Origin of the sequence: Candidatus Methylopumilus planktonicus (assembly GCF_006364715.1) — a bacterium.
Taxonomy (GTDB): Bacteria; Pseudomonadota; Gammaproteobacteria; order Burkholderiales; family Methylophilaceae; genus Methylopumilus; species Methylopumilus planktonicus_A.
Genome location: NZ_CP040984.1, coordinates 910,831 through 923,127, shown reverse-complemented (window position 1 = coordinate 923,127; position 12,297 = coordinate 910,831). Strand labels below are relative to the sequence as shown.

Sequence of the window (12,297 nt, the reverse complement as noted above, 5' to 3'; positions counted from 1 at the left end):
TAAATTCGAATTTTTTAAACTTTAGAAGTAAAACTCAAGGGAGCAGTAAATGAATTTCAATAAAAAATTAGCAGTTGCTGTATCTAGCGCGGTGTTGTTAATGGCGGGTCAAGTTGCCTTAGCAGACAGTGCTACAGATATCGTTGATGCTTTAGTATCAAAAGGCGTGTTAACTGAAGAAGAAGGTAAGTTAATCACTAAAGGACACACTTCAAAAACTTCTGTAACACCAGTTGTTAAAGAAAAAGATGGTGCATTTACACTAGAAAGTGCTAGCGGCAGAAATAGTATTCAATTAACAGGCCGTATGCACCTAGACTACAGAGACTCTGACATTGACGGTTCGGGTGATCTTGGTGGTGGACGAACAGACGATCGGGATACTGCATCTTTAGCGGACCAGTTTGAGTTAAGACGTGCTCGACTAGGCGTTAAAGGCAAATTCGCAAACGACTTTAAATACGAGATTGTTGGAAACCTTCCAGGCACTGCTACTATTGATGTAGCTTATCTAGACTTTGCTAAGTATGAGCAAGGTCAGATCCGAGTTGGTAAATTCAAACAGCCATTTGGTTTAGAGCAGCTCATTAGTTCTAATAACATAACCATGTTGGAAAGATCCTACGTTGACCAAACAGTGCCAGGTAAAAAGCTTGGCGTTCAGGTTATGGGCTCTCCAACAAAAGGTATTACATACGCGGGCTCAGTGTTCCAAAATAATGACGTGGAGCTAAATATCGTTCCTGACGGAAAAAGTAGCTTGGCAGGTCGCGCAACATTAAACTTTGCTGAGATCATGGGCAACAAAGAGATGGTCATGCATTTGGGGTTAGCAGGGCTAGATAATAGCTACTCTATTGGTACATCATCATCAAGCCAAACAAGTTCGTCATACACATCTACTAGCTCGCTAACTCAAAGAGGAAGTATCAGTTCATTCAGAAGTGCAGGCCGAGGCCTCGCAAATGTATTCAGGGGTCAGGTAAATGGTGAATCATGCAGTGCAACCTTAGGACAAGGCTCTACAAATGCTGGTGTTAACAATGGTTATATAAGTTGTGCCTCAGAGTATGGTGCTTCAGTAAAACAAAGAGCTTACGGTTTAGAAGGTATTTTTGCTACAGGCCCATTCAAACTTATGGGTGAGTACTCACAGGGTGACTATAATGGTTCGCAAGGCGCTAATAGAGTTTCTTACGATACTAAAACCTATTACCTCGAAGCAGGCTACTTCATTACAGGTGAGAAATATGCAGACAGTTACAAGGGTGGCGCTTTCTCAAGCTTTAAGCCAAAAAATGAGTTTGATCTTGATAAGGGAAACTTAGGTGCAATCGAGCTTGCATTCCGTGCTGAAGGTTTCGATGTAGATAACGCTCAAGTATCTGGTGGCAGACTTCAAGGAAACTTAAGTCAGTATGCAGCTAATAAAGTTAATGAAATATCTACTTCAGGGGCAACTTCTGGCGCTAAGACTTATACAGCGGGTATTCGCTGGATTCTTAATCCAAACTTAGTGCTTAAGGGGAACTATGCAGTAACTAACCTAGATCACGCTTTTGGTCCGTTAGATGTAGTTGGTGCAACCACAGTAGTAGATAAAGAAAAACTTCTTATGTTCAGAACTCAGTACATGTTTTAATTGTTAATGGTGAAATAAAAAAGCCCACCTTTATGGTGGGTTTTTTATTTATAATTTCACTTAATTCAAATTTAGTGACCTATGGAAAAAAAAACAAAAGAAAGTTTACTTAATCAGGCTAAAAGCTACACCATAGAAGAAAACTTTTCAAAGGCGATTGAGTTATTTGAGGAGTTAGAGAGTCTTGATAAAACTGATCCCGAAATAAAGCTTTTTTTAGGAATAGTTTATTTAAAATATGACGATTATTTAGGGGCAATAAAAAAAATAAATGAAGCGTTATTAATTCAACCAAAGGTACCTCTGGCCAATCATGCTATAGGGGCTTCTTTATTTATGTTAGAAAATTATAGTGATGCACTATTTGCATTTGATAAAGAAATAGAGATTAATCCTAATTATCCAGATGCTCACTGTGACAAAGCCTATGCATTAGTTGAATTAAATGAATACAAAAAAGCACTTACTGAGGGAGAAAAAGCAATTGAACTAGATCCAAACTACCCGGACGCATATAATATTGTATCGGTAGCTCAAAATCATTTGCAAAATTTAGAGCTAGCAGAATTCTATGCGTTGCATGCAATAAAATTAGAACCGCTAAAAGAGAATTATTATCTAAACCTTTCAAATATTCACGAAAAAAAAGGTGAAAAAGAAAAAGCAATAAAATATTTAAATAAAGCGTTGAGTCTAAACCCAAACTACAGAGAAGCGCTTTTTAATTTAGGGTTACTTTTATTAAAAAAAATGGAATATAAAAAAGCTTGGCCTCTATTCGAGAATAGATTTGGCATCGGAGTTAAATATAAAAAAGTAGATAATATATGGAATACAAGATCTAGTGGTTCTGAGAAAGTACTCATAAAGCTTGAGCAGGGGATAGGTGACCAGATTTTATTTGGAAGTCTATTTCATGAGTTGGAATTTATAGATAATTGCAAATTTTATATAGAGCTTGATGAGCGTTTACACATAACTTTTAGAAGATCATTTAGCAAGCTAAATTTTGTAAAAGAAAATAGTTTAAATAAAAATTCATATACCTCAGAATATAATTTAGGTAGTTTAGGTCAATTATTTAGAAATAATACTAAAGATTTCTGTAGACAAAAAATAAAATTTTTACAAAGCGACCCAATAAAAACATCCATTATAAGAAGTAAAATTTTAAAAAAAAATAACAATAAAAAATCGAAAATTTGTGGTGTTTCATGGAATTCAAAAAATCAAAAAATAGGTAAGTTTAAAAATATCGATTTGCATGAATTTATTAGGATATTAAATATTCCTGATATTATTTTTATAAACCTTCAATATGAATCAAATATAGATGATGTAGTAAGTTTTTCATTAAGAAATAAAATTGAAATTGTATCAATTTTCGATTTCGACCTTTATCAAGATATAGACTCCCTATTTTCAGTTGTAGATGTGTGCGATTATGTTTTAACAATAAGCAATGTGACAGCTCATATTGCCGGTTCCTTAGGTAAAAAAACATTTTTATTGGCACCATTTGAATGCGGAAGGCATTGGTACTGGCATGACAGCATTAAAAAAAGCTTATGGTATCCATCCGTTAATATATATATATCCAAAAAAATAAGTGATTGGACCGGAGCAATTGATGAGGTTCATCAAGATATTGTGAGTGAGTTTAATGTATGAGTAAAAAAATCAATATCGTTGTTGGCTTCGACCAAAGAGAATCAGTCGCTTACCATACATTTACGCAAAGCGTAATCGAGAAAGCATCTCTTCCCATTTCTTTTATACCTCTCGCAATTAATACACTAAAAGGGTACGAAGAAACACACGCTGATAAAAGTAATGACTTTATCTATTCAAGATTTTTAACGCCCTACCTTAATAACTTTGAAGGCTGGGCTATCTTTGCTGATGGCGACATGGTGTGCCAGGCAGACATTAAAGAACTTTGGGATTTAAGGGATGAGTCCAAGGCCTTACTTGTTGTGAAGCATGAGTATCGAACAAAAGCTCATCGAAAATATTTAGGTAATATTAATGAAGACTACCCAAGAAAAAATTGGTCTAGTATCATTTTATGGAATTGCGCTCATCCTAAACATCAAATCTTAACGCCTGACTTTATAACGAATCAAACAGGTAAATATTTACATCGTTTTTCTTGGTTAGAAGACTCTGACATTGGTGAATTGCCGATTGAATGGAATTGGCTTGCGATTGAATATCCAGAAAATAAAAATGCCAAACTTATTCACTACACTTTAGGAACACCCTGCTTTAAGGACTATAGGGATACTGAAATGTCAGATATATGGCATGAGACTCAAAAAAGAATCGTGGATGGCTTTGATAAATAAATTAATAAATACTATTTAACGAGCAATGAGAACCAAATAACAGCCGCATTAATCAAGCTAAAGAAAACAGCTGCACTACCAATATCCTTAGCGCGCTTTGCAAGTTTATGATGTTTGACTGAAATGCGATCAACAGTTGCTTCAATCGATGAGTTTAATAACTCAACAATAATAATGAATAAAAGGCTGCTAATCAACAATGCTTGATCAATAGCTGTATCGCCAAAATATATTGCAACAGGTGTGAGCACAACAGCAAGCACGACCTCTTGCCTAAAAGCATCCTCATGCTTAAAGGCAGCCAAGGTTCCGGCGATTGAATAATCGAAAGCATTCATAAGACGTTTGAGACCAGTTTTACCCTTGTATGGACTTTTCATAATTTGAGAATTTAAATGTTTAAAAGAGAATTCTAAAGCAATCTTTATGCATTATTAAATTTAATTAACTATATATCTCATTTTGTAAAAAAAATGTCATATTTGTTTGTAAGAATCTATTGTGTATAAAATTCTCATCGCAACAGATTCCTTTGATCAAGTTAATGGTGTTTCTACTACCTATAGGAATATCCTCAAATACTCCCGTAAAAAAACATACATAATCCACCCAGGATTATTTAAATGGAAAAGTGTCTCCATATACCCTGAAGTCCAGATGTGTAAAGAGCCTCTTAAGGCCTATAAAAAAATCAAAGAAATAAATCCGACTCATATCCATATTGGAACAGAGGGGCCTATAGGATTAGCCGCAAGGATTTATTGCAAGTTAAATAAGGTTCCTTATACGACGGGCTACCACACAAAGTTTCCGGAGTACCTTTGGAAGCTTGCACACATTCCACTTTTTATAACATACAGCTATTTAAAAGTTTTTCATAATGATAGTAAGGCTATTCTAGTTCCCTCTCAGTCATGCAAGGAAGAGTTAAATAAAAAAGGTTTTAACCAAGTTTTTGTCTGGACGAGGGGTGTATCAAAAAATTTAATAAGTAAGAAACCATATCGCAAGTCAAAAACACCAAAAATTATTTATGTAGGTCGCGTCAGCAAAGAAAAAAATTTGGAAGTGTTATGCGAGTTGCAAGATAAGTTTGAAATCACCATTGTGGGTGAGGGACCTTTACTTTATAAATTAAAATCAAAGTTTCCAAAAGTAAACTTTTTAGGGTATCGATTTGGTTCAGTATTAGCTGATACCTATAAGTCGCATGATGTATTTTGTTTTCCGAGTAAAACAGATACATTTGGCATTGTCATGATTGAAGCGCTTGCGAATGGCTTGCCTGTAGCGGCATTCAAAGTCACAGGCCCTAAAGATATTGTTGAGGAAGGTAAAACAGGTTATCTAGGGGATAACTTAGAAGACAATATTAGAAAATGTTTAAAGCTTAATCGGAAAAGTATTGCGTCTAATATTAATCAGCAGTGGTCATGGACTAAATGTATTGACATTCTCCACAGCCATTTGTTAAATGAAGTTAAGAAGTGATTTTCTGCCAAGATTCTTATGGCAGGAATGGCAATGATAGTAACCTCAGGCCTACAGAAAAAGACTGATCTTCTCCAAAACGATTAAAGCTATTCATATACGTGGTATCAATCTGCGCTCGATTTTTAATTAGCCAATAGCGCAATCCAAATTGAAAGAAGGTGCTATTCGATGATTGGTTGAATACCTCACTAATTAAATCGACATGTTCGTTGTAATTATATTCACTCGATAACCCCCAATTCATTTTCTCTTTATGCTCATCTGTTAAATGCGTCACCCCTAAATTGGTGTGAATGACTAAGCTTTCATTGTAAGGGTAGCTCATAGGGACATTAAGAAACCAATCCTGAATGGCTCTATTCATTGTTCTTTTAGGATCTCGTCCATTACCTAAAACAATCGAAAAACCTGTTTGATTAAGAGCGATAGGTTGAATGATTGACTTTATCTGATAAAGCTCATTTGCAAAACTTGAGTGTCCACTCTCACTCTCAAGACTTCCCCCAATCGTTACTTCAAGATTTTCACCCACGTTACAAGCAGGGAGCGCCCAATATTCAGTGACGTGTTTTGAATCTCGTACCCAGCTTTCTAACTGGCAAGATTTAGGGTCTACAATACGAGCATCATCTGTAAGCATAGGTCTCGCAGCTTCTGCATGATTAATGATGCAAAAACTAAAAAACAAGACAAGTATTTTTAAAAAATTATTCATAATGGCTTCGCATTATAAAGTATTGAATTAAATGATTGAGGATTAAAAAGTAATTACGAAGTGACTACCTACTATTCGAGATGTTTTATAACAACCTCGATAAGTTAGAACAACATATCGAGGTGAAGAAATAGCAGTGGTTTAAATGCTTTGACTAGGTTTAATTAAGTTAAGAAATGCTTAGCGTAACGCGGATTGATATCTTTGAGGAATAACATCGTTAGAAAATCTGCCGTATTAAAGTCTGGATCCCACGCTGGGTCGCCACAAACTTTAGCACCGATACGCAAATATCCTTTTAATAAGGCTGGGGGCTCCACATCTAAATCTTGGTCAAGCTCATGAATAGGTAAGGGTAGTTTCGGTGTCACACGATATTCAATACTTGAGAGATATGAGGCATTAATTTTTTTAGCTAAGCTAGCTGCATAGTGACCACCATCACCCATGGGCACACTCGCGCAACCAATCATCACTTCGTAGCCATGTTTTTTCATATATTGCGCTAATCCACTCCATAAAGCCATGATGACACCACCTGTACGATAATCTTTATGTACGCACGAACGACCAACCTCAACCATTTTGTCTGTAAGATGACCCAAGCGATCTAAATTAAATTCCATGTCTGAGTAATAAAAACCTGCCTCTCTTGCTTTGTGAGGTGGCAATACCCGGTAAGTGCCTATGACTTTTAATGTTTCTGTATCGCGAATAAGAAGGTGATCGCAATATTGGTCAAGTACATCCTTATCTACTTTTTCATAATTTGAAGGTAAGTGAGCGCCCATCTCTTCAGCGAATACTTTGTATCTTAACTGTTGGGCTTCTCTGACTTCATTGTCATTTTGTGCCCAAGAAATTTGTATAGCATCTTTTTGAATTTGATGCGAACGAGGCTCTTCTTGATGCTGAGTGGATAAGTCATTTAGCAAGGTTGGGTCTAAAGTTAGTTCGCTCATAACAAGCTCCTCTTAAAAGTTTCTATCACTTTAAAAGTGAAATGTTTCATTTATGTGAAGATAGGTTTAATTTTTTATGACAATGTTTTCTTATGCCAATCAACAAGTTTTAACTTGCCCTTCTTAGTTTCTACAAGTGCCGTCAGGCTCTCAACCCAATCACCATCGTTGTAATAAAGAATGCCATCTATTTTTTTTATAGCCGCTTTATGAATATGGCCACAAATCACACCATCGCATTTCTTTCGTTTAGCTTCTTTGGCCATGAGCTCCTCGAAGTTCTCCACATACTTCACGACATTCTTAATTGAATTCTTGATATAAGAAGAAAATGACCAGTAATGAAATCCATATTTATGTCTTATGGTATTAGAGAAATGGTTAATCCTTAAAATGACGTAATAAAGCGTGTCTCCTACAAAAGAAAGCCATTTAGCACATGAGATGATGTTGTCAAAAAGGTCGCCGTGTGTTACCCAGAGCCTTTTACCGTCGAGTGTCGTATGGATCAAATCATTTTTAATTTCAATATCACCAAATGTCATATTAATAAATTGGCGACCTAACTCATCATGATTGCCTGGGATGTAAACGACTTTTGAACCTTTTCTGGCTTTTCGTAAAAGCTTCTGAATCACATCGTTATGTTGTTGCGGCCAATACCATCGTTTCTTGAGTGCCCAGCCATCAATGATGTCGCCTACCAGATAGATTGTTTCTGCTGTGTTATTTTTAAGGAAGTCGAGGAGGTAATCGGCTTTGCACTCTGTGGTGCCAAGATGTACATCGGATATCCAAATCGCACGATAACGTTTCATATACGTGCATTAAATATGATGAGTGTGAAAGTTTCGTGACAAAATAGTGTCACAAATATGACATAGAAGGTGATTAATATATGCTGATGAAAACTTTTAAAATACTTTTACATATACTATTTGTCATCCCATTGTGTTTGTTGATTCTTATTTCCACAAAAAGACAACAAGAAAAAATTATTCAATTTTGGTGTAAGAGACTCCTATCAATTTTTGAAATTAAAGTGGAAGTGCAAGGCCTTGATAGCTTCCTCTCCAATCAAAAACAATATTTAATGGTGGCCAATCATATTTCATGGATGGATATCATTGTGATTCAATCCATTAAGCCCTCCATCTTTGTTGCGAAATCTGATGTAGCCTCTTGGCCACTCTTTGGATGGGTAGCGCAAATGACAGGTACGATTTTCATCAAGCGCGAGAAGGTATCAGACATTAAAAAAGCATTAAAGAAAATGAAGCGACGCTTATTGAAGAGGTCGGTATGTATCTTCCCAGAGGGGACTTCGACTAATGGACGATATCTACTCCCGTTTAAAAGTAACTTATTCCAGTCGTCGATTGACACCAATAAAAGTATTTTGCCTTTATGCTTAAGATATAAACAGAAAAGCTTCTATTCAGATAAAGTCGCATTTATTGACGATATGTCACTTGTAGATTCAATTATAAAAATTAAAAATGAAAACGATATTAGTGTGGAGGTGGATGTGCTTCAACCCATAAGGCCTCGGGGTAACAGAAAAGAATTGGCAGTTTATGTCCAAGAAATACTTCACAAGAATTTATCACAAAATTTGTCATAAAAATTTCACAATTAAATATTAAGCTTACCCCTTCATATATCATGTTTGGATAAATGCTATGCCAAATAGGCTTCGGTTATACATGAATCATTTTCATCATGTCGATAGTCATTTATGTATCACATTCAATCGAGCGAGCCATAACGTTCTCATCAGAAATTTCTTTAAAGCGATTAGCCGTCTAGGCGATGGCGTTTTTTGGTACAGCCTCATGGCCTTATTGTTATGTGTAGATCAAGCTCACGCGTTATTGCCTGTTCTTCATATGGCCATAGCGGGATTGGTAGGCACCCTAATTTATAAGTGGTTGAAAGCAAAAACACTGCGTCCTCGCCCTTTTAATGTTTATCAGCAAATTTCTCTAAGAAGTGTTCCTTTAGACCAATTCAGCTTTCCGTCAGGGCACACATTACATGCGGTGATATTTACACTCGTTGCTATTCATTACTATCCAATGCTGTCCGTCGGCTTAATTCCATTGACTATTTTAATTGGATTATCTAGACCCATCCTCGGCCTTCATTATCCGAGTGATGTTTTGGTCGGTGCCTTGGTTGGTATTTTTATCTCACTTATTTCTTTTTCTATTATTTAAATGAACATACTTTTTATCTCTGACGTTTTCTTTCCTCGTGTCAACGGGGTATCCACTTCAATTAACACCTTTGCAACAGAGTTAAAAGCTCTGGGACATCAAGTCACACTGATTGCACCCTCATATACCGATGAAGATAAACATGAGGAATGGATTGTAAGAGTGCCTTCCCATAAAATTTATTTTGATCCCGAAGATCGTTTAATGAAGTTTGGTAAATTAAAAGCATTACTGCCATGGATAAGGGAACAGCATTTCGATATCATTCACATCCATACGCCATTTACAGCCCATTATGTAGGTATTCATTTCGGTAAAAAATTAGACATTCCTGTGGTTGAAACCTACCATACATTCTTTGAAGATTACTTACATCACTATCTCCCGTTTATTCCACAGTTTATTTCTAGGAAGCTTGCAAGGACAATATCAAGAAGACAATGTAATGCAGTCGACGGGATTGTGTCGCCCTCCAAGCCTATGTTAGACGTATTAAAACAATATGGCATTAAAACTCCTGCTGACGTCGTTGCTACAGGATTAGATGTGTCAAGTTTTGCGAATGTGGACGGCGAACATTTCCGCATCAGTCATGATATTCCTCTCGGTCAGCCTATGCTTTTATTTGTAGGTCGTGTTGCGCATGAGAAGAATATTAATTTCTTACTTGAAATGCATGTCAAGCTCCTTAAAAATCACCCTGACACTTTACTTGTGATTACAGGAGAAGGTCCAGCAGAGGAATCCATTAAACAGTCCATAGACAAATTAGGCATCACAAATAAAGTCAGAATGATTGGCTATCTTGATCGCAGTCATGAGCTTATCGCCTGCTATAAAGCGGCAGATATTTTTGTATTTGCATCAAAGAGTGAGACACAAGGCTTGGTACTTTTGGAAGCAATGGCTCAAGGAACAGCTGTGGTGGCCTTAGCAGAACTTGGCACCAAATCCATTTTAATTGAAGGTGAGGGTGTACTGATTGCAAAAGATGATATTCATGACTTTGCCGACAAAGTGAGCGTTCTTCTTTCTGACGCAACCAAATGTCAAATGATTGGGGAGAGGGGAAGACAATACGCACAAGAGAAATGGGGAGCGGGTGTTTTAGCTAAAAAAGTAGCTAAGTTTTATAAGAGTACCATCAATCAAAAATCTTCTTTATCGCGATACATGGAAACAAGAGTTGGTAATGCCAAAGGGACGACTTAATAAAGTTCTATTTCGTATTTCCATTCAATCTTTTTCCAATCCGACGCTTCTTTGTTGAGTCCAAATTGAATGAATGGGTTCTTCTCTAACCAAGCCTTAGAGATTTTTAATTTAAATCCTTTGGCACTTTGTTGTACTTTTACAAGCGGCAACGCTCCACCTTCTCTTTTTCTAGAGACTACATGTGCAAGTCTTAAGCAGAATAATAAATGCCAATCGATATAACCAGCACTCATAGGAAGTTTATTTAGCTTACCGTTGTGCCCTAGCACAAGCCCAGCTAGCCTTGCCTGGTCTAATCGAGAAAAACCTGGTAGGTCCGCATTAGAAATAATATAAGCCGAATGTTTTTGATAGTCAGTACGAGACACCGCTAAACCAATTTCATGTAAGAAGGATGCCCAGGTTAGAAGCTTACGATTATTTTTTCTATCCTCATTTTTGAAGGTAGGTAATTGATCTAGAAAAAAATCCGCTGTTTCATTGACGCTTTTAAACTGCGCTTCGTCTACATTAAATCGTTTACCTAATTGCTCTATAAGGCCATGTCTCTTGTCTAGATTTTCTAATTTACCGATTGAGTTAAATAGCGTTTTAAGAATACCTTTTTTCTTAGTATGTGCTCCATTTTTAGATTGATCATACAAATGATGAAGTGAGCCAAAAAGAAGAGCCGCTTCAGTAATTTCCATATGCTCAATTCCTAACTCCTCAAAGGCTGAAATCATAATGGCAAGTCCTCCTGGAAGCACAGGTTTACGATCGGCTTTTAATCCTAATAAACTTAGTCGTTCGATATGTTTTGTTTCAAGCAAAGTTTTTTTGAGTAGATCTAATCCGTGACGTGTAATGACGCCACCCGTTTCCTCAACGGGAAGATCATGGGGCTCCCCACTTAACCCATTAAGCGCAATAAGTTCTGCAATCGCTCTTGCTGTGCCTGAAGACCCAATGGCTTGCTCCCAACCCATCTTTCTATAGAAAGGGGCAATTCCTTTAATTTCTTTTAAGGCCGCATTTTGTGCAGCTTTAAAATTTTCCTCATCAACAATACCTTCCGAAAAAAATCTTTGACTAAAAGACACGCATCCAATAGGAAGAGACTCTAAAAGTTTAGGTTCGTGACCATCGCCAATAATGATTTCGGTGGAACCACCACCAATATCAAAAACAAGACGTTTGCCTACACACATGGGTGCGATATGAGAGGCTCCAATATAGATAAGCCTCGCCTCTTCGTTGCCCGAAATGACATCAATGGGAAAACCTAAAAGTTTTTCGGCTTCATCAACAAATTTTTTGGCATTTCGAGCGACACGGAAAGTGTTTGTAGCAACAGCCACGACCTGGTTAGGATTAAAGCTACGCAGACGGTCGCCAAATCTTAAAATGGCAGCCAGCGCTTTAGTCATGGATTCTTCACTTAATTCATTATCTTGATTAAGTCCGGCAGCAAGCCTTACTGTATCCCTTAGGGTGTCGATGGTTTGAAACTGAACGCCTGTGGGAAGGTGGTTAATTTTAGCAATCATCATCCTAAAGCTATTCGACCCTAGATCAATGGAAGCATATAAGCCGTTAGCGTGTTCCTGAGATTTTTCTGTTTTAAGTTTTGGTAAAATCATGTAGGCCGTTAAGTTAAATTAAATGTATGACGTATATATGACAATTTTTTTAAATGTCATTTAATCGTCATATTCTCTTA

At 36.8% G+C, this 12,297-nt stretch carries 12 protein-coding genes; 7 read left to right on the top strand and 5 right to left on the bottom strand.

Annotated features, from left to right (window positions below; genetic code table 11):
- The first annotated feature begins 49 nt into the window (after positions 1–49).
- The 3 genes from FIT63_RS04825 (at position 50) to FIT63_RS04815 (ending at position 3,990) form a co-directional block, all read left to right on the top strand.
- Positions 50–1,642: an OprO/OprP family phosphate-selective porin gene (locus tag FIT63_RS04825; RefSeq protein WP_140006802.1), complete on the top strand. Its 1,593-nt coding sequence runs from the start codon at positions 50–52 to the stop codon at positions 1,640–1,642.
- An 81-nt stretch (positions 1,643–1,723) separates the two neighbouring features.
- A complete protein-coding gene (locus FIT63_RS04820; RefSeq protein WP_140006801.1) occupies positions 1,724–3,313 on the top strand; it encodes a tetratricopeptide repeat protein in 1,590 nt (529 codons plus the stop codon).
- Positions 3,310–3,990: a glycosyltransferase gene (locus FIT63_RS04815; protein ID WP_140006800.1), complete on the top strand. Its 681-nt coding sequence runs from the start codon at positions 3,310–3,312 to the stop codon at positions 3,988–3,990. The genes FIT63_RS04820 and FIT63_RS04815 overlap by 4 nt, the downstream gene beginning before the upstream one ends.
- An 11-nt stretch (positions 3,991–4,001) precedes the next feature.
- On the opposite strand, the gene FIT63_RS04810 is transcribed toward FIT63_RS04815, so the two are convergent.
- Complete coding sequence (locus FIT63_RS04810) at positions 4,002–4,370, bottom strand: diacylglycerol kinase (protein ID WP_140006799.1); 369 nt, start codon at positions 4,368–4,370, stop codon at positions 4,002–4,004.
- 121 nt (positions 4,371–4,491) lie between these two features.
- On the opposite strand from FIT63_RS04810, the gene FIT63_RS04805 reads away from it, so the two are divergent.
- Positions 4,492–5,481: a glycosyltransferase gene (locus FIT63_RS04805; protein WP_140017561.1), complete on the top strand. Its 990-nt coding sequence runs from the start codon at positions 4,492–4,494 to the stop codon at positions 5,479–5,481.
- 16 nt (positions 5,482–5,497) lie between these two features.
- Here the strand turns inward: FIT63_RS04805 and FIT63_RS04800 are convergent, their stop codons facing one another.
- The 3 genes from FIT63_RS04800 to FIT63_RS04790 form a co-directional block, all read right to left on the bottom strand.
- Positions 5,498–6,199, bottom strand: coding sequence for a hypothetical protein (locus FIT63_RS04800; RefSeq protein ID WP_140006797.1), 702 nt, complete (start codon positions 6,197–6,199; stop codon positions 5,498–5,500).
- Between the two features lie 164 nt (positions 6,200–6,363).
- On the bottom strand, positions 6,364–7,161 hold the full coding sequence (locus FIT63_RS04795; RefSeq protein WP_140006796.1) for a GNAT family N-acetyltransferase: 798 nt from the start codon (positions 7,159–7,161) through the stop codon (positions 6,364–6,366).
- A gap of 74 nt (positions 7,162–7,235) precedes the next feature.
- Positions 7,236–7,979 carry a UDP-2,3-diacylglucosamine diphosphatase gene (locus FIT63_RS04790; protein ID WP_140006795.1) on the bottom strand — a complete coding sequence of 248 codons (744 nt, stop codon included), beginning with the start codon at positions 7,977–7,979 and terminating at the stop codon, positions 7,236–7,238.
- Positions 7,980–8,065: 86 nt separating this feature from the next.
- On the opposite strand from FIT63_RS04790, the gene FIT63_RS04785 reads away from it, so the two are divergent.
- The 3 genes from FIT63_RS04785 to FIT63_RS04775 all read left to right on the top strand — a co-directional run bounded on the left by FIT63_RS04785 (position 8,066) and on the right by FIT63_RS04775 (position 10,592).
- Positions 8,066–8,785 carry a lysophospholipid acyltransferase family protein gene (locus FIT63_RS04785; RefSeq protein WP_189655058.1) on the top strand — a complete coding sequence of 240 codons (720 nt, stop codon included), beginning with the start codon at positions 8,066–8,068 and terminating at the stop codon, positions 8,783–8,785.
- An 82-nt stretch (positions 8,786–8,867) separates the two neighbouring features.
- Positions 8,868–9,380 (top strand): phosphatase PAP2 family protein, encoded by a 513-nt coding sequence (locus FIT63_RS04780; RefSeq protein ID WP_223259882.1) that lies wholly within the window; start codon positions 8,868–8,870, stop codon positions 9,378–9,380.
- Positions 9,381–10,592 (top strand): glycosyltransferase, encoded by a 1,212-nt coding sequence (locus tag FIT63_RS04775; RefSeq protein ID WP_140006792.1) that lies wholly within the window; start codon positions 9,381–9,383, stop codon positions 10,590–10,592. It begins immediately after the preceding gene.
- On the opposite strand, the gene FIT63_RS04770 is transcribed toward FIT63_RS04775, so the two are convergent.
- The gene (locus FIT63_RS04770) at positions 10,589–12,217 is read right to left on the bottom strand and encodes a Ppx/GppA phosphatase family protein (protein ID WP_140006791.1); all 1,629 of its coding nucleotides are present in this window, start codon (positions 12,215–12,217) and stop codon (positions 10,589–10,591) included. The two genes, FIT63_RS04775 and FIT63_RS04770, sit on opposite strands and share 4 nt — an antisense overlap.
- Positions 12,218–12,297: the final 80 nt, after the last annotated feature.